This window comes from Flavobacterium lipolyticum, from assembly GCF_020905335.1.
Lineage (GTDB): Bacteria > Bacteroidota > Bacteroidia > Flavobacteriales > Flavobacteriaceae > Flavobacterium > Flavobacterium lipolyticum.
In genome coordinates, this window is the sequence record NZ_JAJJMN010000001.1 from 1,204,774 (window position 1) to 1,230,760 (window position 25,987).

Consider the following 25,987-nt stretch of genomic DNA (forward strand, 5'->3'; position numbering starts at 1 on the left):
AACAAAATGAAAAAAATACTATATGCATTAGGAATCATGCTTCTCACAGTTTCATGTGACGACAGCAGCCTAACAGACTTAAATGTAGATGTAAAAAACCCTTCTGTAGTACCCCCTAGCACTTTATTTACAAATGCTGAAAAAAACTTAACAGAGCAACTTGTCAACACCAATGTAAACAGAAACATATTCAGACTAGTAAACCAACAATGGACTGAAACCACCTATCTGGATGAATCTAATTACAACTGGGTAACCCGTAAAATTTCAGACAACCACTGGGACAGACTTTATGCAGGACCACTTGCTGATTTATCTCAAGCAAAGGGCTTTCTGGAAAAAGATGTAATCTCACCTACAGATCCGGAATTTGCACAAAAAACTATAATCAAAAAGAATCAATTGATCCTTATTGACATATTAATGGTTTATACGTACCAAATTTTAGTAGACACTTTTGGCGATGTCCCTTACTCAGAATCCCTAAAAGGATCGGAAGATTATCTGCCTAAATACGATAAAGCCGTAGACATCTACAAAGACTTAATCGTGCGTTTAAACAAAGACATCACAGGATTAGACACCTCAAAACCAGCCTTTGGCTCTGCCGAAGTTATCTACAAAGACAATCTAACTGCCTGGATTAAGTTTGCCAATAGCATCAAACTAAAATTAGGGATCAACTTAAAATCATCTGGCCTTGAATCAGCAATTGCAGACGCAGCAATCATCTCCGGCGCAGCGGGCGGATTTTCATCAAATGCTGATAATGCAAAACTTCCTTATATGTTAAATCTTCCAAACACCAACCCACTTTATGTAGATATGGTATTCTCAGGAAGAAATGACTTTGTTGTAGCAAAACCCTTTGTAGACAAATTGGTCGCATTAAATGATCCAAGAAAAACACCTTACTTCAGACCAACTTATAAAGATACAAATGCCGCAGGTGACTTAATCACTGTAACAGGTTACAGAGGCGGAATTGTTGGAATAAAAAACTCTCAATCAAGATACACTCATGCAAGTGACAAAATTAAAGCTCCGGACTTTAGTGGTACTTTATTGGATTATGCCGAAGTACAATTTTTACTGGCAGAAGCAGTAGGTAGAGGTGTAGCTGTTGGAGGCACTATTGCTTCACATTACAATGCAGCAATTCTAGCTTCTATGGAAGACTGGGGAGTTTCGCCGGCAGATGCAAACGCCTATCTTGCTCAACCAGCCGTAGCTTATGCAACAGCTACAGGAACCTGGCAGCAAAAAGTAGGAGAACAGGCATGGTATGCATTGTTCAACAGAGGATTTGAAGGTTGGACATCCACAAGAAGACTAGACTTCCCTGTTCTAACAGCACCAGCAAGTGCAGATGCAGCTGCCGAAGGTAAAGTACCATCCAGAATGGCATATCCAATTAGAGAACAAACATTAAATGCAACAAACTATACCGCTGCATCAACTTCGATTGGAGGAGACAAACTAAGCACAAAGATTTTTTGGGATAAATAGGAAATACCAAAAAATAACATAATTTAACACAAAACCACCTCCTTTCGGGGTGGTTTTTTTGTTGAAAACGCAGAAAAAACTGAAATTCATCATCCTTCCAATAAAATTTAACATTTAATTCAGCAGACACAAACTAAACTATCCATTGCTTTTTAAGTAAAAAATTGACAATTCATTATTTTTGAATGCATTTTAACGATAAAAAAATAACTCCTGTCAGCAAAAATGCCGTTTCACTGAAAAAAAAACTTTTTTGATTAGGTATATTAACTAATTATTAAGATTTTTGTCGGACTAATTCAAAATATTTAAAAATGAAACTAAAGTTCAATGGATTCCTAGTACTTTTCTTAGTACTAGTTGCGCAACTTACTTTCGCGCAAGAAAGAGCTGTTTCTGGAACAGTTTCTGACAATGCAGGAATACCTTTACCGGGTGTTAGTGTATTAGTTAAAGGAACGAAGACAGCAACGCAAACAGATTTTGATGGAAAATACTCTATCAAAGCAGCACCAAATCAAGTATTAGTTTTTAGCTACATTGGGATGAAAGCCCAAGAAGTATCCGCTAGTTCTACTACTGTTAACACAAAATTAAAAGACGATTCAGTAGAATTGGAAAGTGTTGTGGTAACGGCATTAGGTGTAAAGAAAAGCGCACGTGCACTTGGATATGCAACTCAGGAAGTAAAAGCAGCAGACATTACAAGAGCAAACAACAACAGTCTTGCTGGAGCTTTACAAGGTAAACTAGCTGGTGTACAAATTACTCCTTCAAGTGGTGCTCCTGGAGCTTCTTCTCAAATTGTAATTCGTGGTGCCCGTTCATTTTCAGGAAACAATACACCTCTATACGTTATTGACGGTATGCCTGTTGCTTCACAAGCGGACTTCAGCACTGGAAATGGAGTTAGTGGAGCAGACGTTGCCAACAGAGCTGTCGACATTGATCCAAATGAGATTGAGTCTATCAACGTTCTTAAAGGACAAGCTGCATCAGCTTTATATGGTCTTAGAGCCTCTAATGGTGTGATCTTAATCACTACAAAAAGTGGAAAGAACTTAGCGCAAAGCGGTAAGCCAACTATCACTTTCAATACTTCAACAAGTTTTGAAACCATTTCAAAAAAACCGCGCACTCAAAATGAATACGCTCAAGGTTCAAGAGGAGTTTACGATCCAACTCAATCTTTGAACTGGGGACCAAAAATCTCAGAATTACCAAACGACCTTACTTATGGAGGAAACGTTGCCAACGCAATCAATGGTGGAGTTCTTAGACCTGGTAAATACTATGTGCCTCAAAGAGCAAAAGCTGGACTAGACCCATGGGTTACTCCTCAGGCTTATGACAACATCAACGATTACTTTAACACAGGATTTACAATCAATAATACGTTAAACATTTCTCAGTCAACAGAAAAAACAAATTATTCTTTTGGTATTGGAAATTCTAAACAAGATGGTATCATCCCTGAAACAGGAATGAACAGATACACAGCAAAAGCTGTTGTTGACACTAAACTAAACAATGAATGGAAAACTGGTTTTTCTTTCAACTATGTGCAAACTAAAATCAACAAAAGTACATCTGCAAATGACGGTGCTATTGTTGGTGTATTTGGAGCTCCAAGAAGTTATGATTTAAAGGGAATTGGTTATGCTAATCCACTAAATGCTTATGATCAAATTCACTTCAGACCAACTACTTTTAACAATCCTTACTGGGCTGCTAAAAACAACGAGTTCAGCGAAAAAACAAACCGTGTTTACGGAAATACTTACATTCAATACTCTCCAGTTATTAGTGAAAACGGAAGCCAAAAGTTAACCGTTAAATACCAAGCTGGTATAGATTCTTGGACTACCAATTACAGAGATATTTTTGAATACGGAAACAAACAAGATTTAACAGGTCAAAGTAGTAGTGCAAGACTTCGTGGTACAACTAACGATGTAATCAACTCTTTACTAACAGTAAATTACAACTTAAACATTACAGATGATTTCAATTTGAATGTATTAGTTGGAAATGAATACAATCATCAAAACACTAAAGAATATGACGATCTAGGAACTGCTCTAAACTTTGGTGGTTGGCCAACAATTGGTAACGCAAGAACAGTAACTGCAAGCGAATACCGTAGACAAATCCGTACAGTAGGTTTCTTTAGCAATGCTGAGTTCTCTTACAAAAACATGGTTTTCTTAAGTGGTACTATCCGTAAAGACATTGCTTCTAACATGCCAAGAGGAAACAGATCTTTTATTTACCCATCAGCCTCTTTAGGATTTGTACTAACAGAACTAGAAGGATTAAAAGGAAAATCTTTCCTTTCATATGCTAAACTTAGAGGATCGATTGCAGAAGTAGGACAAGCAGGAAATTACGTAGGTAATTATTATGATGCACCTGATTACCGTGGAGGTTTCTGGTCAGGATCACCAATCAATTATCCATTATCAGGAGGTACTAGCTCATATGTACCAAGCAATTTATTATATGATCCAAACTTAAAACCGCAAAACACAAAATCATACGAAGTTGGAGTTGATTTGAAGTTTTTCAACAACCGAGTTGGACTTGATTATACGTACTCTGAACAAAATTCAACAAACCAAATCTTTAACGTACCATTAGCTGGTTCTACTGGAGCAAGTGCTCAAGTAACAAATGGTGGAAAAATGCTTAACAAAGTACACGAAATAACTTTAAGCACTAATCCAATTCGTACAGCAGATTTCAACTGGACATTTAACGCAAACTTCTCTAAAATAGATTCTTATGTACTATCTCTAAAAGAAGGTGTAGACAACATCTTTTTAGGAGGATTTACTACTCCACAACTTAGAGCTAGTGTAGGAGATCGTTTCCCGGTTATTTACGGTGCAGGTTACCTTAGAGATGCTAACAACAATATTGTAGTCGACAAAGATGGTCTTCCTAGAGCTGGTGCTATAAAAGCATTAGGAGAAGTTGCTCCTAAATTCATCATAGGAGGTTCTACTCAGTTTACCTACAAAAGAGTTTCATTGGGAGCTGTTGTTGATTGGAAAAACGGTGGAAAAATGTATAGCGGATCAAACAATACGATGAACACTTACGGTGTAGATGCGAGAACTGCAGACAGAACTACAGAATTTGTATACCCTGGAGTTAAAGATGACGGAACTCAAAATGATATTGTTATAGGTGGTACAAGAGCTAAAACACAACAAGATCTATATTCAACTTTAAGCGGAATTGCTGAAGCTGGTATTTTTGATGCAAGTTTTGTAAAATTAAGAGAAGTTACATTAGGATACCAATTCCCTAAATTACTAAACAACACAGTAGATCTTAAAGCTTCTGTTTTTGCGAGAAACATCCTTCTTTGGTCTAAAATGCCAAACCTTGATCCTGAAGCAACACAAGGAAACAACAATTTCTCTGGTGGATTTGAGCAATGGACAATGCCACAAACTAAGAGTATTGGTTTTGGACTGAACTTTACATTTTAATCTAAAAAAAATCAAATGAAAAATTTAAAAATAACAATAACAGCCGTAATGGCTTTATTCTTATTCCAATCTTGTTCCGAAGACAAAATGGATGAGATAAATAAGAATATAAACAATCCGACTGAAGTTGCTGCCCGTTTCATCATTACTGATGTAATGGTAAACTCTGCTTTTGCTGTAACCGGATCGGATGCATCATTCTACGGAGGAATATATTCTGAGCTAAATGCAGGAAGCCATGGCCAAATGTATGAAGCACAAATTAGAAGAAACGACCCACAACTAGCTTCCACTTATAACAATAACTGGAATAACAGCTACGAACAACTACGAGCATTGAAGGTAATCGTTGAGAAATGTACTACAGGAAATGAAAAAGATAACTATCAGACTCTTGGTGTAGCTCAAATATTATTAGCTTATAATTTAGCAGTTCTTACAGATCTTTTTGGAGATATCCCTTATACTGAGGCATTAAAACCAGGAGTAATCTTTCAACCTAAAGTTGACAAACAAGAAGCTATCTATTCAGAAGTATTTAAAAATCTAAAAGAAGGGATTGCCAATCTAAACAAAACCTCAGCTTACGCAAGTTTAGGATCACAAGACGTAATTTACGGTGGAGTTTCTTCAAAATGGATCAAAGCTGCTAATGGGTTAATGGCAAGATACACGATGAGATTATCTCTTAGAAAAGCAGATTATCAAGGTGTAATTGACTATGTAAATGCTTCTTTTGCAGATGCTGACAACGAATTTAAAGTTACAAACAGCAGTGTCCCAAATCCTTATGCAAGATTCAATACTGACAGAGCTGCTATAAGTGTAGCAAAAAGCTTCTATGACACCATGCTTGCAAATGGACCAGCTGATGCTCGTACTGCTGCTTCTTTCACAAAAATTAGCGGTGCTGTCAAGCCTTTTAATAATTCAATCATAGACAAAGATGGGCAAAGATTATATTCTATCTCGGCTTTCATAAACGAAAGAAACCCTATTTACTTGTTAAGCTACCATGAATTACTATTCCTGAAAGCTGAAGCTCAGGCTAGATTAGGTTTACCTGAAGCACAGGCTACTATGAATGATGCCATTACAGCGGCTTATACTAAAAAACAAGTAGTTACTTTTACAGCAGGTCAGGCTAATACGTATATTGCTTCTATAGGAGTTTTAACGGGTGATGCTTTATTGAAAAAGATAATGGTAGAAAAACATATTTCTTTCTATGAAAATGAAGGTATCGAATCTTATAACGACATTAGACGTCTACAAGCAATGGGTAACGGAAGTTTTATTCCTATGGTAAATCCTAAACCGGAATTATTCCCACAAAGATTTGCTTACGGTCAATCTGACGTTGTTTCGAATTCAAACGTTAAAGAACTATACGGAGACGGTACTTACGTATACAAAGAAAAAGTTTGGTGGGCTGGAGGTACTAGATAATAGTATTTTTCACTTGCAAAACAACTCCTAAAAAGGGCGCTTATCATATGATGAGCGCCCTTTTTGTCATGAATAACTTTGCTGAAACTATAAAAAAACAAAACTCAAACAGCTAGTCCCTTAAAACACAATAACTTATTTGACAAGAGATCTTTCTACAAATTAATTTTCACAACTTACTTCTCAATATAAAAAAAATCAAAGATTCATTTTTTTTGCTTTATCAGACTATTGCAACAAAATAGCGTCTAACTTTTTGGGGTTGTTCATATCAGGATGACCTCTTTTTTATTTTCAAAATGACAAAGGCAAAAGTACACTCAAAAAAGCATCTTATAACATGGATAAAAATCATGAAAACCCTAGCAAAATCAAGCATTAACACATGTTAAATAAAAAACAAACAAGACAATATTAACCCTTACTTTTTAACATTAAAAAAACACATCTCACAACAAAACTGCAAAATGAACAAAAAAAAAGCTTTTTATATTAGGTAGATTAACAAATAATTAAGATTTTTACCAGACTAATTCAAAACACATAAAAATGAAACTAAAGTTCAATGGACTCCTAGTACTTTTATTAGTACTAGTAGCGCAACTTACTTTTGCGCAAGAAAGAGCTGTTTCTGGAACAGTTTCTGACAATACAGGAATGCCTTTACCAGGTGTTAGTGTATTGATTAAAGGAACAAAAACAGGAACACAAACAGACTTTGATGGTAAATACTCTATCAAAGCTTCTTCAAACCAGGTTTTGGTATTTAGCTACATTGGGATGAAATCTCAGGAACTAGCTGCTACTTCAACTTCTATTAACATAAAGTTGGCCGATAATTCGGTGGAACTTGAAAGTGTTGTAGTAACAGCGTTAGGTATAAAAAAAGCAGATAAAGCTATTGGTTACGCCACAACAAAGGTATCCGGAAATGACCTTAATAAAGGAAACAGTCAAAACCTTGTAAATGGTCTTAGCGGAAAAGTTTCTGGTCTACAAGTAACTGCTTCAGGAGGTGCTCCAGGTCAGGCAAGTAGATTAGTAATCAGAGGAGGAAACAAATCAATAACAGGAAACAATGAACCTCTTTATGTTATTGACGGAATCCCAATGAGTAATGCCAACGACGGTAACGAAAATGTTGTAACAGGATTTAACAGCCCCAACAGAGCAGCCGATATCAACCCAAATGATATTGCAACTGTAACAGTACTTAAAGGTGCTGCCGGAGCCGTATTATATGGAAATCGTGGTTCGAATGGTGTTATCTTAATTACCACAAAAACAGGTTCTGATAAAGCAGGAAAACCTGTTATCGAATTCACTAGTTCTGTAGGTGTGGATAACGCTCTTGTTTTACCTGATTTTCAAACTGAATATGCACAGGGAGCGAATGGTGTATACCAAGAAGGAGGATCTAGATCTTTTGGACCTAGAATTACAGGACAAACTGTGACAAGTCCTGCTGCAGGTGCTGCATTAGGATTAGGCCCACAACAAATTCAGTTAAAAGTATTTGATCCAAGAAAACAATTTCTTCAAACGGGAGTAACCTACAACAATAACATATCTCTTTCAAATTCAACAGATGCCTACGATATGTTTGTATCTATCGGACAATCAAAACAAACTTCTATTGTTCCTAATCAGGGATACCAAAAATTCAATGGTCGTTTTAACAGTAACTATAAATTCAGTAGTAAATTTACTGCCGGAGTTAACCTAAGCTACAATGCTTCTAAAGGAGATCTTGCCTATGCAGGACAAGACGGATCAAATCCATTTTTCGCCTTATTCCACGCTCCTGTTTCATGGGATTTAAAAGGCTACGGATATCAAAGACCGAACGGAACACAAATTAACTTCCGTGGAGGAGCCTTTGACAACCCATACTGGACTGCTAACAAAAACTCAGCACGTACGGATAGCCAAAGATATATTACAGGTTTAAACTTCGCCTTTGACGTAGCTAAAGATTTCAAAATATCTTATCGTCTTGGTAATGACTATTTAGCCGACAAAAGAATTCTCTTTAAAGACATTAACACTGGAGGTAATCCATTAGGAAACTTGACTTACGATAATGTTACTCGTCAAGAAACAACTTCTACATTAGCTGCTACATTCAAGAGAGATATTACGGAGAAATTCAAAGCCATTTTAACAGCCGGGCAAGATTACAATAATAGAACTTTTGAACAATCACAAACTATTGGTACTGAACTAATACTTCCTGGAATTATCAATACAAACAATATCAAGACATTCTCTCCTGCCTATTTATACAATTCAAGAAGAACCTTGTTTGGAGTATTTGGTGACCTGTCTCTTAGCTACAACGACTATCTTTTCTTAAATGTAGTTGCCAGAAACGAATGGAGCTCAACATTACCTAAAGACAATAGAAGTTTCTTCTACCCTGGAGTAAGTGCTTCTGTTATCTTCACTGATGCATTCAAAATCGAATCTGACATACTTACTTACGGTAAACTACGTGTAGGTGTTTCGAAGACAGGTAGAGATGCTGATCCATATTTAACACAACCTGCTTACAGAAAAGCAATATTTGGAGATGGTTTCACACCAGGTGTAGAATTCCCATTTAATAACCTTGCCGGATATACCATCCAAAATACAATTAGTAATCCAAACTTAACCCCTGAATTCACAACAGAATACGAAGTGGGTGTTGAATTAAAATTATTCAAAGACAGAATAGGTATTGACGCATCCTACTTTAGAAACGTAAATACTGATGGTATTATCCCGTTAGACATTTCTCCTGCAGCAGGTGCTAATGCAACAATCATCAATAGTGGACAAACTAGCTCGAAAGGTTTTGAACTTATGTTAAGAACAACACCTATTCAAACAAAAGATTTCAGATGGGATGTGTCCTTCAACTTCAGTAGAATTAGATCACATGTTGACGAAACTTATCCAGGTGTAGATAGAATTTATCTTGGTGGATTTAGTGGAAACCCAGCTATTTTTGCTGTAAAAGGTGAAAGATTAGGAACAATAATCGGAACCGGATACGAAAGAGACGCAAACGGAAAGGTATTAGTAGACGACAATGGTATTCCTTCTGTATTAGACGGACAAATTCTTGGCCATACTGAAGCCGATTGGACTGGAGGTCTAAGTACAGCTATTAACTACAAAAACATTTACTTCACAGCACTTGCCGACATAAGACAAGGTGGTTACTTATACAGTGGAACTGGTGAATTATTAGATTTTTATGGTGTTAGTGAGCAAACCTTAACACGTAATGACGACTATATTTTCCCTGGAGTAAATGCTACCACAGGAGCTCCAAATAATGTTGTGGTGAAACGTGATGCAAACTGGTATGGATTAGGCGCTTATCCTAATGAACAATATGTTTATGAAAACAATTGGGTTAAACTAAGAGAAGTTACTCTTGGATACACTTTCAAGTTAAAAGATAAATATATTCGTTCTTTGGATTTGGGAGTATATGGACGTAATTTATTTATCTGGACAGATGTTCCTCATATCGATCCGGAATCAAGCTCATTTGGAACTGGTAATGCACAAGGTGTGTCCAGATTTGCATTCCCAACTACAAGAACTTTTGGTTTCAACCTAAAAGCGCAATTCTAATACTAAAATTAATGAAAATGAAAAAAATTGACAACAAATATTTTAAGCGAATATTTCATATCGGCTTAATTACATTGGCGGCGGTATTTGTATCTTGTGAAAATGAGTTAGACATAAACAATGACCCAAACAATCCAACAGTAGTTCCATTTGCAACCTTATTATCAGCTGCAGAAGTTAATTTAGCTTATACTCTTGGTGGAGACGGAACAAGAATGCCTGCAAGTATTGTACAGCATTATTCCGGACATAGAGGACAGCCTTTAAATTACGGACAATACAATATCACCTCAGGTGATACTGATGGTTTATGGGCAAGCATCTATGACATATTAATCGACTTGAGATCAATTGAAGATCAAACTAAAATCACAGGGGACAATATTTACCTTGGAGCTTCTCAAATTCTTCAAGTTTACACTTTCAGCGTAGCAACAGATCTTTTTGGAGACATTCCTTATACCCAAAGTTTAAAGGGGGCATCAAATATTACTCCTGCTTACGACAAACAAGAAGCAATCTACACTTCTTTACTTACGATATTAGATCAGGCAATCGTAAGCGTGAAAAGCAATACTGGTGCCAAACCAGGAACTGCCGACTTATTATATAGTGGCGATGCTACAAAATGGGAAGCCTTTGGAAACTCTTTAAAACTAAGATTATTAAATCACCTTAGTAAAAGAAATCCAGGACAAGCGTTGGCATTTTTACAAACTAACCCAAAACTAATTAGCACAAATACAGACAATGCTAAAGTAGTGTTTGGAACTACTGCAAATAATGCAAATCCAATCTACCAATTTGATGTTTTATCGGGTAGAAAAGATCAGGCAGTATGTAGTACGATTGTCAACAATATGAAAGCACTAAATGATCCTAGACTAACCCTATACTTCTTACCTGTTAAAAACAACCTTGCAGGACTACAGGGGCAATACCTTGGTAACCTTCCAGGGCAGGATTTAGACGACGCAGGAGAGAATTTATTTTCACGCGTAGGATCAGCTTATGCTTCAATTAACTCTCCCGTTACTCTTATTAGTGCTGCAGAAGTAGAATTTGTTAAAGCCGAAGTTTATTTTAGAGCCAACGATTTGGTAAATTCGAAAATAGCTTATGACAAAGCTATAACAAATGACTTTGCTGCAATAGGAGCTACAGGTTTAGCAACTTACACTGCTAACCCATTAGTTGCTTACAACAATACATTGCAAAGAATTATGGAACAAAAATGGATCACGATGTATCAAGCTTCTTATGAATCTTTTGTAGACTGGAGAAGAACTGGATTCCCTGTTTTAACTCCCCCTACAACTAACCGTACTAACGGAGTTACTCCAAGAAGATTACCATATCCTCAAAAAGAAATTAATGTTAACGGTGCTTCTTTAGCTGCTGGTCCTGGTGTTCCCGTTCCTTATGTAACATTTTTAACAAAAGTATGGTGGGATAATTAATCCTTAAACCTTTATAAATATACTAAACCACTCTGTTCACTCAGAGTGGTTTTTTTTTATACCAACAATATACCTATATTTGTCACATGGAAAAAGAACATCAAATATTTGGAATTAGAGCCATTATAGAAGCCATTCAGGCAGGAAAAGAAGTGGATAAAGTATTTATTCAAAAAGAAATTTCCGGAGAATTAATGAAAGATTTAATGAAAGTGATGAAACGCGCTAACATTAATTTCTCTTATGTACCTGTAGAAAAACTTAATCGATTAACTCCAAATAATCATCAGGGAGCGGTAGCGACCATCTCCCCTATTGGTTTTATTGAACTGGAACATTTGGTTGAATCGACAATCGAATCCGGATCAAAACCTTTATTTTTAATACTGGATCAGATTTCAGATGCCAGAAATTTTGGTGCTATTATCAGAACTGCTGAATGTACCGGTGTAAATGGAATCATTGTACAAAAAGCGGGTTCTGCTCCAGTAAACGGAGACACGGTTAAAACTTCGGCAGGAGCGGTATTCAATGTTCCAATTTGCAAAGTTGAACATATCAAAGATGCCATTTTTTACCTTCAGGGGTCAGGTATCAAAACAGTGGCTGCTACCGAAAAAACAGACCAAAATATATACGACGTACCTTTAAATGAACCGGTAGCCATCATAATGGGGTCTGAAGACAGAGGTATAAATCCTTCTGTTCTGAAAATTGTTGATGAAAAAGCAAAATTACCTATGTTTGGATCCATTGGATCTTTGAATGTTTCTGTTGCCTGCGGTGCATTTTTATATGAAGCTGTTCGCCAAAGAAGTTAAATAATATATAGAATTGAGAATTACGATGACAAATTAAAAACAAATTAATGTCTTCCAAATATCCTCAAAAACTATTCTTTCTTAAAACCTGTAGCTTAATTGTAGTAGTGTTACTTACACCTTTAAGCTACGGGCAAATAAACATCCTAAGCCCAACATTACCTATCCTGCTTTGTCTCAGGCTTAGTCATAATATAATTAACCGAAACATCTGAATTAAAATAAGTCATTAATTCCTCCGGTTCTTCCTCAACGATCTCCGTATTTACGAAATTTCCATTCTCATCAAAATGCTTCATAAAAGCATCTTCATTGGGATTAAAATCCGGTTTTTGCCATTCATAAATAATAGGTTTTGCATACTCAGGGGTTTTGTAAAGTAAAGACATAACAAATCCAGTGATGAAACCTGCCAAATGTCCTTCCCAGGAAATAGTTTTATCCACCTCCGGAAAGACATACCAAATCATTCCACCGTACAATAAGATAACAGATAATGAGAGCGCCACTAAACGATAATAGCCAGTTTGGATTCCTTTAAAAAAAATAAAACTGACTAAGACGTAAATCAATCCGCTGGCACCAATATGAAAATTTTCACGACCAATAATCCAGGTAATTAGTCCTGAAAACAAAATGCCATAACCAATCACTGCAAAGGATTGTTTAGGATAGAAAAATTGCAGCGCCGCCAATAATACCAAAAGAGGAATAGAGTTATTGTATAAATGGCTTAAATTTTCATGAATAAAAGGACTGAGCAAAACACCCTGCAAACCTGACAGATCTCTTGGATAGACTCCATATTGATAAAAGTCGAAATCAAAGCGTATCTGAACCCAGTACACGATCCATAAAAAAAGAACAAAAAATACCGGAAGACCAATAACTGCAGTCGTAAATTTAAAATGGTTGTCGTTCATAATTTTTAAGGTAAATTTATAATGATGACATCAAAAAACTATCCAATTACAATTTACTGATAATTTGTCAGCTAATTGGAATATTCTTAAACCCTGTTCTAGCCCTGATGGAAGCGACATCCTTTTGTGTCCGCAGCAGCGGACGCAAAAGATACAGCAAACAGCAGGAATAGCTTCTAAAAACTATAAAATTAAAACCGAAAACTGTAATTTTACAAAATGGAAGCACCTTTAGCCGAGCGTATTCGCCCACAACACTTAGAAGATTATATCAGTCAGAGTCATTTGGTTGGCCCAAACGGATCTTTAACGCAGCAAATTTCGAAAGGAATAATTCCGTCGTTGATCTTTTGGGGCCCTCCCGGAACAGGAAAAACCACCTTAGCGCAAATCATTGCGCAGGAATCCAAGCGTCCGTTTTATATCCTGAGCGCCATCAATTCAGGTGTGAAAGATATTCGTGATGTGATCGAAAAAGCCAAACAAAGCGGTGGATTATTTACGGCTAAAAATCCCATTCTGTTTATTGATGAGATCCATCGTTTTAGTAAGTCACAGCAAGATTCCCTTTTGGCCGCTGTCGAAAAAGGCTGGATTACATTGGTTGGTGCGACGACCGAGAACCCAAGTTTTGAAGTCATTCCTGCATTATTGTCACGTTGCCAGGTCTATGTCCTAAATGCTTTCACAAAAGCCGATTTAGAAGCTTTATTGCATCGGGCGCTAAAAACGGATATGCATCTGGCTTCAAAAAATATCACTTTAAAAGAAACAGAAGCTTTACTGCGACTTTCAGGGGGTGACGGGCGAAAACTCCTTAATATTTTTGAACTTGTGATCAACGCTTCTGCCGGAGATGAAATTATTATCACCAACGATCGTGTTTTTGAATTGGTGCAACAAAACACAGTACTATATGACAAAAGTGGCGAACAGCACTATGATATCGTTTCTGCTTTTATAAAATCCATTCGTGGAAGTGATCCTAATGGAGCTGTTTACTGGCTGGCCAGAATGATTGAAGGTGGTGAAGATGTGAAATTTATTGCCCGCAGAATGCTTATTCTTTCGAGTGAAGATATTGGAAACGCCAATCCGACCGCATTTATTATGGCCAATAATACCTTTCAGGCCGTAACTACAATTGGATATCCGGAAAGCAGAATTATACTGAGTCAATGCGCTATTTATCTGGCAACTTCTCCTAAAAGTAACGCCTCGTATATGGCGATTGGCAATGCTCAGCAATTAGTAAAACAAACCGGGGATCTACCTGTTCCTATTCATTTACGAAATGCTCCCACCAAGCTTATGAAAGAACTGGGTTATGGTGATGATTATAAATACTCGCACGATTATGCCAATAATTTTGCTGAGCAGGAATTTCTACCAGATGCCCTAAAAGAAACGGTTCTTTATAATCCGGGGCACAATTCAAGAGAGAACAGCAACCGCGAATTTTTAAAGAACCGTTGGAAAGATAAATACGGTTATTAAAACCGTATTCTATTTTTAGAATTTAACTGAAACTTTTTCAGAAACTAACTGATCGTTTTTATAATATTCAAAAAACCACTGATTGTCTTTTGCATTTAGAGTTCCTTGAACTCCGTCTTTTATAGCGATAAATGAATCTGGACGAGAGGTTTTCAATAATTTCATAATCACCTTTGGCGTTTTATCAATTAACTGGTAACCATTTTCTGTTGGTTGTGCATACAATAAATTTGGATCTTTAAGGTCAACCACCGGAGTCGCTTCTACCACTTTAGCAGCTACAACTGAAGTGGTCAGCGGAGTAGCCGGAATTGAAGATTTCGTCGTATTGACACTCTTACCACTGTACTTATAACGCAAAGCGTTTATTGAAACAAACGCAAGATCAAGGCACTCTCTATAAGCCATTTCATATTCTTTCTCTTTACTTTTTCCTATTGCAGATGTAAAAATCACTTTGCCGTAACAATCTTTAAACTCTAAAAAAAGCTTGGTAATTAAAAAACCATTCTCTTTTTTAACATCAGCATACAAAAGATCGCAACGATCCCCAAAACCTTCCGGAAGTACCTCGTTAGCATAAAAAGCCTGAAAACCGGCTTTGTTTAAATTAGCTTTAGTCATTGTTGACGTTCTATATTGATTTTCTGTTTTAAGGAAATCATATTTTAAGGGAACAATAACCGCTTTGTAATCATTAACCGATTGTGAAAATCCTATAACTGATGCAAGAAATGCAATCAACAAAAATTTTATTCTCATAATTATAAATATTTTTTTAGTTCTAATAAATGGTTTACTTGTTTAATATTTTGCGGAGCTTCGATTCTTTTTTCATTAAAGAAAATAGCATCAATACCTGCATTTAAGGCCCCGTTGACATCAGCTTCCAGGCAATCTCCTATCATGACACTGTTTTCTTTTGAAGCTTTGGCAGCACTAAGTGCATAATCAAAGATAATACTATTTGGTTTCTTCACACCAGCCAACTCAGAATTTGTAATGGTTTCAAAATAACCCGAAAGCGCCGCATTATTTATTTTTTTATCCTGAACATTTGCAAAACCATTAGTAATAATATGCAACTTGTACTTAGGCTTTAAATATTCCAAAACTTCAATTGCTCCTTCGAAAAGATGATTGTTGTCGGTTAAAAATTCAATATAATCATTGGCAATCTCATTGATACTTTCATCTGACATGGTGTAATTTAAAGCATCGAATGAAAACTTTAATCTATTGTAACGGAGTTCCAAATGTGTTATTTTATCATTCTGGTATAATTTCCAACACTCCTGATTGATTGGAGCATATTTCTCGATAAAATCTTCTGTTTTAATTTCGGGATATTTACTTTTAAAAATTCGATCAAAAGCCATTTCAGAATTTTTGTCAAAATCCCAAAGTGTATGATCTAAATCAAAAAAGACATCGGTAATAGTGGTATTCATAATTTATAAAATTCCTTGATCTACAAAACTATAATATTTTGCTTCAGTTATAATCAAATGATCCAAAACTTTAACATCTAAACTATCCCCTGCTAATTTTATCTTTTTTGTCACCTTTTTATCGGCATCACTGGGTAGCAAATTTCCTGACGGATGATTGTGACACAAAATCAATCCTGTAGCACCAATTTCAAGTGCCAGTTTAAAAACAATACGCACATCCACAACGGCTCCCGTAATCCCACCTTTACTCACTTGGGATTTAGAAATTACTTTATTGGAATTATTCAGAAAAAGCACCCAAAATTCTTCGTGTGGCAATTCTCCGATGAGAGGCTGCATAATATCAAAAACCGTTTTACTGGAAGTGATTTTAGCCAACTGAGCGGCATCCTCCGATCTTCGTCTTCGTCCTAACTCCAGAGCAGCAATAATTGCAATAGCCTTAGCCTCTCCTATTCCTTTGTATTTTAGCAACTGTGTAATCGATAGTTTGCCTAAAGCATTGAGACTATCAACACTTAATAGAATCTTTCGACTCAGATGTACTGCCGATTCATTTCGACTACCTGAGCGAATTAACAGAGCAATTAACTCCGCATCACTCAATGCTTCTTTCCCTTTACGGATCAACTTCTCGCGGGGACGATCTTCTTCAGACCAATCTCTTATAGAAAAATAAGTTCCCACAAAATCCGGGGTTTCACTTGTTGTTTTTACAACTTTTAAACTTGCTCTCATTTTACAATACTCTTAGAAGTTAACACATAAAAATAAGAAAAATCCTTCACAAATAAAAACAATGTTAATCTCAAATTAATTATTTTAACTATATAAATGGCCCATCTAAATGCCTTACCTTAACGGCATGAAAATATTAGGTGCCTTTCCTCTCTTCCTTCTTCTGCTCTCCTGCAATCAAAAAGAGAGCAAAACTGCTGTAACAGAAAGCTTGTCGTTGGATATTGCAAAAACTTTTCCTGAAAAATTATCCAATGCAGCATTATTAATTATTGATCCCTCGACAGTTTACGACCCGGCTTACTTTTCAATACCTTATCCTAATGGGGATATCCCTTCAAACAAAGGAGTCTGCACCGATGTTGTAATTCGATCTTATCGAAAATTAAATATTGACTTACAGAAAGAAGTACATGAAGATATGGCGGCAAATTTCTCTGCTTATCCGTCTTTACAAAAATGGGGACTGACTTCTACCGACACTAATATAGACCATCGCAGAGTTCCTAATTTGGCCGTTTTCTTTGAAAGAAAAGGAAAAGAGCTTCCTGTAACTCAAAATGCAAATGATTATAAAACAGGTGAAATTGTTACCTGGCTGATTAATAACAAACTGGACCATATTGGAATTGTCACAGCTAAAAAATCAGAAGACGGAAAACGAAACTTAATTGTACACAACATTGGCAATGGACAAGTTCTTGAAGACTGTTTGTTTCAGTATAAAATTACCGGACATTATACCTATTGGAAATAAACATCTGTAAAAGTTCTAAAAAAAAAATGCCAACTGCAAAATTGCAATTGGCACACTATCTAATTTTCAAAATGACTAATTAATCAGCCCTTTCACATCATCAAAATTCAACCCTCCGTAATTTCCGGAACTCATCAGCAATAATGCCGAATTTTCAAGATTCAAATTGAACAGATATTCTTTGAACTCAGCAGGATTTGTATAAATAATCAAATCTTCGCGATTAAAAGAATTTGCAATTTGCTCATAGGTCACTTCTTCCAGCTGTTTAATTTTTACAGCATCAGGCGAATAGAATACTACCGCCACATCTGCATACTCAAGAGCTCCTTCATATTCTTTGAGAAACTCTGCATTTAAACTGCTATAGGTATGCAATTCCAAACAAGCAACTAGGGTTCTATTTGGATATTGCTCTTTTACTGCTTTTGTAGTCGCAGCAACTTTACTTGGGGAGTGTGCGAAATCTTTGTACGCTACTTTTCCTTTTCCTTCAGCAATTTTCTCCAATCGTTTTGAAGCTCCTTTGAAACTGGCAATTGCTTCGTAAAAGTCAGCTTCGTCAACGCCCATATTTTGACAAATCCATTTGGCTCCAGCCAGATTGTTCAGATTATGCGCCCCAAAAACTTCAATTGGCATATCGCCTTCAGGAGTTTCTAATAAAGTTACGCCATCACTTACCGTATAATTCGGAGTGGAATAGGCTAATTTGCGAATTGGATTCGTAGCGGCTTCGGCCACACGTTTTACTTCCGAGTCATTTTCGTTGTACACCAAAATCCCTCCATTTGTAATTTTTCCAATAAAAATTTCAAATTGCTCAACATAATTCTCATAGGTTGGAAACACATTGATATGGTCCCAGGCTATTCCGGAAATCAGAGCGATATTCGGCTGATACAAGTGAAATTTAGGGCGTCTGTCTATTGGAGAAGACAAATACTCATCCCCTTCCAAAACCATGAAATCATTCTCTTCAGTAAGATGCACCATTGTATCAAAACCTTCTAACTGCGCACCAACCATATAATCTACTTCGATATTATGATAATGCATGACATGCAAAATCATCGAAGTGATGGTTGTTTTTCCATGAGAACCTCCAATTACCACTCGAGTTTTATTCTTCGACTGCTCGTACAAAAATTCCGGATAAGAATAAATTTTCAAACCTAACTCCTGCGCTTTTAGCAACTCCGGATTATCTGCTTTTGCATGCATTCCGAGGATTATGGCGTCAATATCGGCAGTGATTTTTTCAGGAAACCAACCCAGTTCAGCCGGTAAGATTCCTTTCTTTTCCAATCTTGATTTTGAAGGTTCAAAAATAGCATCATCACTTCCTGTTACCTGATATCCTTTATTGTGCAATGCAAGTGCTAAATTGTGCATGGCGCTTCCGCCTATGGCGATGAAATGTGTTTTCATTGAATACGTTAAATCGTTTGTTTGTTGAACTGTTTCTTCGAGAAACGAAAGTACAATTCCACGCTTAAATCGGTTAATTATTTTTCAAAAATAAGGAATTATAAAATGTCACATTTGCTTTTAGGGATAAATTAGTAATTTGTACAACATTTATTTGAGCACGCTCCCAACCTTTAGTGAAAAATAACACTCTCTTTATTAAAACTAACTTATGAAAAATATACTATTTGTTTTCTTACTGTTATCCACTGCACTATTTGCACAAAGAACAGATGAAAAATGGGATGAAGTTGTTACTTACGAAAATGATGGAAAAATTAAATCAGCCAATGAAGTCGTAAGCAAAATTTACAGAAAAGCGATCGCAAGAAAAGATGAAGTTCAAATGCTAAAATGCTTCTTCTATCAATCAAAATACTTACAGATTATTGATGAAAACGCGCAAACTAAAATACTAAACAATCTTAAAACAGATATCGATCGTGTTTCGATTCCTTCAAAAGCAATTTTGAATTTGATTTATGCGAAGTGTTTAAATGATTATTACAATCAAAATAAATATTCCATCCAAAGAAGAACTACAACCACAGTACCAGATACTAATTTCTTAACCTGGACCACACTCAATTTTACTGATCAGATAAATCTTTCTTTAAAACAATCTCTTGAGAACGAAACTGTTTTAAAGAATACTTTATTGGCAAAATATGACCTTATTTTTGATTACCCTACTTTGGGGAATTTTAAAAATCAAAGCTTGTTCGATTATATAATTAATGAAAATATCATAACATACAATTCCAAAATTAACAACTGGGAAATTCAAAAAAATGATTTTGAATCTTATGAAAAAGCCCTTTTCGGAAATTCCGCGGATTTCATAAAACTGAATCTGGATTTTATCACCGATGATAATCTAAAACAATCATTATCCCTGTATCAAAAAAGAGAAAGTACAAATCCAACAAAAGAAAATGAATGGGATCGCATACAATTTTGCAAAACAAAATTATCACTACCAAACGATCGCTATTTTAACTATTTAGTTCAATTTCAAAAAGACATCAAAGACGAACTCCTAATCCAGAAAATTCAATTAGAAAAAGCTTTCATTTTAAATAGTCAGGCATCAAAAGACATTCATCCTGATTACAACATAAAAGCCATTACGACTCTAGATAGTATCCTAGAAATCAGTAATAGATCTAATGCCTATAAATTAGCCCGCCAAAAGAAAGAAAACATTATTTCCAAATCATTAAATGTACAACTTCAAAAATACACCTATACTGACGAAAATACGAGAGCTTTTATTCGATACAAAAATCTAGATCATTTAACAATTTCCTTCTTTAAAATCAATCAAAAACAACTTGCTGAATTTAGAACCCTATATTCCAAAAAAGATAGTTTAACTGAGGCTATCATTAAAAAAGCACAACCTATTGTAAGCAAAAAATATCTGCTCACAAATAAAAAAGACTTTTTTGAGTATACGACCGAGGTTCTACTACCAAATTTAAAAACAGGATCTTATTTAGTTTACTTTGAAAGTGATTCAGATGAAAAGAATAAGAAAGCCTTTGCATATGAAACCATCACTACGACAAATATAATGGCCTTAGCTTCTCAGGGTGATGCTAAAGAAACCTATCAGGTTTTAGATCGAAAAACGGGAGAACCAATACCCAACGCAATTCTTAAGTCGACTTACCTTAACCTTGTAACAAATAAAAAGGGAATTGCAGTTTATAAGGAAAAGAAATATACTTATAACAATGAAGCAATTCAAATTTCCACCGCAAATGATACTGTCTCCGTTTATAAAAACTACATTTTTTACAGCAGCGAATATGATCCTTCTGACACTACTGACAACAATGACTTTAAAGGAAAAGTCGAATTTTATTTAGACCGCGCAATTTATCGTCCTGGGCAAACTGTTTACTACAAAGGGATTGCAATCCAAAAAAAACAAAACATCACTAGTATTGTGCCTCACACCTCTTTTAACATCAGCGTTAAAGATTCTGATTATAACGAGATAAAAGAATTTGCAGTAGTAACAAATGAGTTCGGCTCTTTTTCTGGCGAATTTATCTTGCCTAAAACCGGATTAACAGGCAATTTTACGATGAAAGCTGATGACGTACATGATTATGAAAAAGACATTATCTATGACAAAGAAAATGGGGACCATCCTTTCTGGGACCATGTTAACTTTGAAAATTCTCAAACTGATTTTAGAGTAGAAGAATACAAACGCCCAAAATTTGAAGTCACTTTTGAATCCAAAAAAGAGGCCTTTCAAATCAATCAGTCGATTCAAGTAAAAGGTAATGCAAAAGCATTTGCCGGGAGTGTGATTTCTGACGCGAAGGTTACGTATTCGGTAACTCGTTATGTCGATTATTACAGAAATCATTACAGTAACGAACTAACTGAAACTATTTCAACCGGGGAAACAAAAACCGATGCCTCGGGTAAATTTATTATTGATTTTGTCGCAGTACCTTCTAAAAACAGCAACAAAGAGCAATTGCCTGTTTTTAATTATCGCATTAAAGCCTCGGTTACCGATATAAATGGTGAAACACATGAAACTGAAACTACCGTAAAAGTCGGCTATCACGATTTGGTTCTACAGACCTTTATCGCCCCTGAAATTAGAACTAAAGATAAAAATGAAGTTAAACTGGAAAGTACTAATTTAAATGGAGAATTCTTAGCTGCTAAAGGTGACGTTAAAATCTACTTTATTAGTCCGTTTTCAAGCAAATTCAAACAAAACATATGGAGTAAGCCTGAAATTAAAACCATAAGTAATGAAGAATTTGAAAAATTATTTCCATACGAACAAAACAAAAGTGACATAACAAATGAAAAAACTGAAGTTCTGGTTTATTCAAAAAAAGTTGATACTGAAAAGGACAAAAAAATAGTTCTGGATTTTATTACAAATTACAAGTCCGGAAAATACAAAATTGTATTCTCTGCAAAAGACCGTTATAACAATACTATTGAAAGCATCACCCCTTTTGACATTAAGCAAAGTAAAGACAGGTTCAATCCAAGTAAACTTTTTACTTTCGAACAGGTTAATCGCGACGCTAAAAAAGACGGTTTTGCATTAATCAAATTAACTTCTGTTATACCGGAACTTTACATCATTGCAACTGGGAGTTATAACAGTAAAATCTTTTTTGAAGAAACCTATCATCTACAAAACAACGAGACTATAATTAAAATTCCTTTAAAAAATGAATTTGAAAAAACTATACAGATTGGATTTCAAAGTGTTTTTGAAAATGAAACTTTTAACCTTCAAACAGATGTAACATTAAAAGAACTAATCTCAAAATTGGAGTTTAATGTTGAAACCTTTAGAAATAAAATACAGCCTGGAAGCAATGAAAACTGGTCTTTTAAGCTAAAATCCATTAACGCAAAAAAAGAAGCTGAAATTTTAGCTTCAATGTATGACAGTTCCCTGGATCAATTTACCCAAAAAGATTGGCTAAATCTGGGCATTTATGATTACAACTATAATCAAAACAATACCAAAACCGCTCTAGGTTTCGAAAAGACTTCAACATCGATTATTAATCTAAATCCACCTCTAAATCGTGTAGAACTCTATAACGAAACTACCAAACTAATATGGTTTGGATTTGATTTTGCGAACCAAAACAACAATTTACAGCTGCAAAGAGAGTATCAGAGGCAACTTTCTAAAAAGACCAAAAAGCCGCTGAATGCAAAAATGATTTCTGGCGTGATTACCGAGATTTCAGGGCTTCCTTTGCCCGGAGTTTCTATTATGATCAATGGAACAAAAAGAATAGCACAGAGTGATTTTGACGGATATTACGAAATTGAAGCCACCGAAAATGAAGAAATTATATTCAGTTATCTTGGTTTCAAAAACAAAACGGTGTCTGTTGAAAATAAAAAGAATATAGATATTATTTTAGTTGAAGATTCAAGTGCCTTAAACGAAGTTGTTGTAACTGCTTATGGAATACAAAAAAAACAAAAATCACTTTCTTATGCCGTTAGAAAAGTAAGCGCTGAGTCGATATCAGAAGATGCTCCTGTAAATGGCGCCCCGGCTACCATGCTTTCAGGAATAATAAGTGGTCTGGAGATTACCAAAACTGATTCAGATAAAATAGTGATTCGTGGTGCAGCTTCTAATACCGCAACACAACCACTAATTATAGTTGATGGAGAAATTTCTAATGAAGAAACTTTAAAAAATCTGAGTCCTTCAGAAATAATTTCAATTGACACATTAAAAGCCGACAAAGCCTTAGTACTTTACGGAAACAAAGGTGCAAACGGAGCCATAATCATTACAACCAAAAAAGCCTTAGAAGCCTTAACACAAGTAAAAGCCAGAAAAAATTTATCTGAAACTGCTTTTTTCCTACCTAATTTAAGAACGGATGCTAACGGAAAAGTGAGTTTTAACTTTAGCTCTCCTGAAGCTTTAACGACTTGGAAACTTCGTTTATTGGCACATAACAAAGATGCCGTTTCCGGTTATCTGGAGAAAAGTGTTGTGACTCAAAAAGAGTTAATGCTTTTACCAAATTTCCCACGCTTCTTTAGAGAAAAAGACACGATTGTACTCCATGCCAAGATCTCGAATATTACCAACGAAACGAAAACCGGAATTGCTGTTTTACAGTTTTTTGATGCTACAACCCTACAGCCGATCGATGCTAAAATGCTCAATGCACAAAACATCAGAAACTTTACTGTTGGTGCTTTCGGAAACACAACCGTAACCTGGACCGTTTCAATACCGGAAGGTTTGCAGGGTTTACAATATAAAATCCTGGCTAAATCAGGCAATTTTTCCGACGGAGAAGAAAACATTCTGCCGGTTTTGACAAACAATATGCTTGTTACAGAAAGTATTCCTATCTGGGTTCGTGAAAACTCAACCAAAGAGTACACCTTTAATAATCTAAAAAACAACAATTCAACAACTTTAAAGAATCACCAATTTACATTCGAATATACTTCGAATCCATCCTGGATAGCTATTCAGTCTTTGCCTTATTTAATGGAGTACGAGCATGAATGTGCAGAACAAACTTTTGCCCGTTTTTATGCCAATGCTTTGGCTACGGAGATTATTTCAAATAATCCGAAGATTGCGACTGTTTTTGAAAATTGGAAAAAAAATGGAAAGCTAACTTCTAAACTAGAAGAAAATGAAGAGTTAAAATCGATTATTCTTGCTGAAACTCCGTGGCTAAATGATGCGCAAAGCGAAAACGAAAAGAAAAAAAATCTGGCACTTTTGTTTGATCTGGAGAAAATGAAAACTTCACAGGAAACTACTTTCGAAAAATTAAAACAAAAGCAAAAAGCATCAGGAGGATTTTTATGGTTTGACGGAGGGAACGAAAATGAATACATTACCCGACATATTCTGGCTGGATTGGGTCATTTATCAAAGTTAACTAAAAGTAGTGATAACAATAAAATAGACCAAATTGCAAAAACTGGTATTCCGTTTTTAGACAATAAATTTTTAGAATACTATAAAAACAGAACCAAAGGTTTAAAAGCTGTAGAGAAACTAATTTGGATCAATCCGTATTCTGATCTGCATTATTTATATACAAGAAGTTTTTATTTAGAGAAATATCCTCTTTCAGACACTTTAAAAAAAGCCACCAAACTTTATTTAGAAACAGCTAAAAAAGATTGGTTAAACTATTCTCTCTACGAAAAAGGATTAGCTGCATTAACTTTGAATCGTTTTGGCGAAAAAGAAACTGCCAGAAAAATCATAGAAAGTTTAAAAGAAACGTCATCAAACAACGAAGATTTAGGAATGTACTGGATCGTCAATAAATCGGGCTGGTATTGGTATCAGGCGCCAATAGAAACACAGGCTTTATTAATTGAGGCTTTCGCGGAAGTGAATAACGATACCAAATCTGTTGATGCAATGAAAGTATGGTTATTAAAAAACAAACAAACCAAAAATTGGCCAACAACTAAATCTACTACCGAAGCTATTTATGCTTTATTAATGCAAGGAAATGACTGGTTAAGTGTGAAAGACAATACCGTTATTAAAATTGGAGATGAAAAAATTCTAACTAAAAAACTGACTGAAAATGAAAAAGAAGCTGAAACCGGTTATATTAAACTAAGCTGGAAGGCCGATGAAATTAAAAAAGAAATGGCTTCAATCAGTATTCAAAACAAATCTAAAGTTCCTGGTTTTGGAGGTGTTTATTGGCAGTATTTTGAAGATTTGGATAAAATTAAAACCAATTCAGGATCGGTCCTCTCAGTCTCGAAAGAACTATATCTAAAGAAAAGCACGTTAAAAGGAGAACAATTAGAAAAGATCAGTTCTAAAAACTCTTTAAAAACCGGAGATTTAGTTACAGTACGATTGATCATTACTGCAAAAGAAGACACCGAATATATTCATTTAAAAGACATGAGAGCTTCTTGTTTTGAGCCTGTAAATGTGCTTTCTCAGTATCAGTATAAAGATTATTTGGGATACTATATGAGTACCAAAGATGCAGCAACTCATTTCTTCTTTGATACAATCAATAAAGGAACTTATGTAATAGAATACGATATTCGTGTAAACAACAGCGGAGAATTCTCTAACGGAATTACAACAATTGAAAGTATGTATGCACCGGAATTTACAAGTCATACTGACGGAATTAGAGTAAAAGTCAATTAACAACTGGTACACATTCCAAAAAATAAAATCCCAAATTCCAAAAGAATGCTACAAAGAATTCCACCATGAATTCACGAATTAATTA

General features: G+C 35.4%; 14 protein-coding genes. 9 read left to right on the top strand and 5 right to left on the bottom strand.

Annotation, left to right across the window (positions count from 1 at the left end; genetic code table 11):
• Positions 1 to 6 precede the first annotated feature (6 nt).
• The 6 genes from LNQ34_RS05450 (at position 7) to rlmB (ending at position 12,369) form a co-directional block, all read left to right on the top strand.
• Positions 7 to 1,509, top strand: a complete 1,503-nt coding sequence (locus tag LNQ34_RS05450; protein WP_229998900.1) for a SusD/RagB family nutrient-binding outer membrane lipoprotein — start codon at positions 7 to 9, stop codon at positions 1,507 to 1,509.
• Positions 1,510 to 1,823: 314 nt separating this feature from the next.
• Positions 1,824 to 5,009: a SusC/RagA family TonB-linked outer membrane protein gene (locus LNQ34_RS05455; protein WP_229998901.1), complete on the top strand. Its 3,186-nt coding sequence runs from the start codon at positions 1,824 to 1,826 to the stop codon at positions 5,007 to 5,009.
• A 15-nt stretch (positions 5,010 to 5,024) separates the two neighbouring features.
• A complete protein-coding gene (locus LNQ34_RS05460) occupies positions 5,025 to 6,458 on the top strand; it encodes a SusD/RagB family nutrient-binding outer membrane lipoprotein (protein ID WP_229998902.1) in 1,434 nt (477 codons plus the stop codon).
• Between the two features lie 549 nt (positions 6,459 to 7,007).
• On the top strand, positions 7,008 to 10,088 hold the full coding sequence (locus LNQ34_RS05465) for a SusC/RagA family TonB-linked outer membrane protein (RefSeq protein ID WP_202701693.1): 3,081 nt from the start codon (positions 7,008 to 7,010) through the stop codon (positions 10,086 to 10,088).
• A gap of 17 nt (positions 10,089 to 10,105) precedes the next feature.
• On the top strand, positions 10,106 to 11,548 hold the full coding sequence (locus LNQ34_RS05470; protein ID WP_202701695.1) for a SusD/RagB family nutrient-binding outer membrane lipoprotein: 1,443 nt from the start codon (positions 10,106 to 10,108) through the stop codon (positions 11,546 to 11,548).
• An 86-nt stretch (positions 11,549 to 11,634) separates the two neighbouring features.
• Positions 11,635 to 12,369 carry a 23S rRNA (guanosine(2251)-2'-O)-methyltransferase RlmB gene (gene rlmB / locus LNQ34_RS05475; RefSeq protein WP_229998903.1) on the top strand — a complete coding sequence of 245 codons (735 nt, stop codon included), beginning with the start codon at positions 11,635 to 11,637 and terminating at the stop codon, positions 12,367 to 12,369.
• Positions 12,370 to 12,527: 158 nt separating this feature from the next.
• Here the strand turns inward: rlmB and LNQ34_RS05480 are convergent, their stop codons facing one another.
• Positions 12,528 to 13,292, bottom strand: coding sequence for a rhomboid family intramembrane serine protease (locus LNQ34_RS05480; protein ID WP_202701697.1), 765 nt, complete (start codon positions 13,290 to 13,292; stop codon positions 12,528 to 12,530).
• Between the two features lie 219 nt (positions 13,293 to 13,511).
• Between LNQ34_RS05480 and LNQ34_RS05485 the strand changes: the two genes are divergently transcribed.
• On the top strand, positions 13,512 to 14,789 hold the full coding sequence (locus LNQ34_RS05485) for a replication-associated recombination protein A (protein ID WP_229998904.1): 1,278 nt from the start codon (positions 13,512 to 13,514) through the stop codon (positions 14,787 to 14,789).
• 15 nt (positions 14,790 to 14,804) lie between these two features.
• On the opposite strand, the gene LNQ34_RS05490 is transcribed toward LNQ34_RS05485, so the two are convergent.
• From LNQ34_RS05490 to radC, 3 genes are read right to left on the bottom strand one after another with little or no spacing between them, the layout of a single operon-like run.
• Complete coding sequence (locus tag LNQ34_RS05490; protein ID WP_202701701.1) at positions 14,805 to 15,551, bottom strand: hypothetical protein; 747 nt, start codon at positions 15,549 to 15,551, stop codon at positions 14,805 to 14,807.
• A gap of 2 nt (positions 15,552 to 15,553) precedes the next feature.
• Positions 15,554 to 16,240: a YjjG family noncanonical pyrimidine nucleotidase gene (locus LNQ34_RS05495; protein ID WP_229998905.1), complete on the bottom strand. Its 687-nt coding sequence runs from the start codon at positions 16,238 to 16,240 to the stop codon at positions 15,554 to 15,556.
• A 3-nt stretch (positions 16,241 to 16,243) separates the two neighbouring features.
• Positions 16,244 to 16,981, bottom strand: coding sequence for a RadC family protein (gene radC, locus LNQ34_RS05500; RefSeq protein ID WP_229998906.1), 738 nt, complete (start codon positions 16,979 to 16,981; stop codon positions 16,244 to 16,246).
• A gap of 127 nt (positions 16,982 to 17,108) precedes the next feature.
• Here radC and LNQ34_RS05505 point away from each other — a divergent pair, with 127 nt between their 5' ends.
• Positions 17,109 to 17,738: a DUF1287 domain-containing protein gene (locus LNQ34_RS05505; protein ID WP_229998907.1), complete on the top strand. Its 630-nt coding sequence runs from the start codon at positions 17,109 to 17,111 to the stop codon at positions 17,736 to 17,738.
• A gap of 75 nt (positions 17,739 to 17,813) precedes the next feature.
• Here LNQ34_RS05505 and LNQ34_RS05510 read toward each other — a convergent pair whose 3' ends face one another.
• A complete protein-coding gene (locus LNQ34_RS05510) occupies positions 17,814 to 19,169 on the bottom strand; it encodes a UDP-N-acetylmuramate--L-alanine ligase (protein ID WP_229998908.1) in 1,356 nt (451 codons plus the stop codon).
• 211 nt (positions 19,170 to 19,380) lie between these two features.
• Between LNQ34_RS05510 and LNQ34_RS05515 the strand changes: the two genes are divergently transcribed.
• Complete coding sequence (locus LNQ34_RS05515) at positions 19,381 to 25,902, top strand: alpha-2-macroglobulin family protein (protein WP_229998909.1); 6,522 nt, start codon at positions 19,381 to 19,383, stop codon at positions 25,900 to 25,902.
• Positions 25,903 to 25,987: the final 85 nt, after the last annotated feature.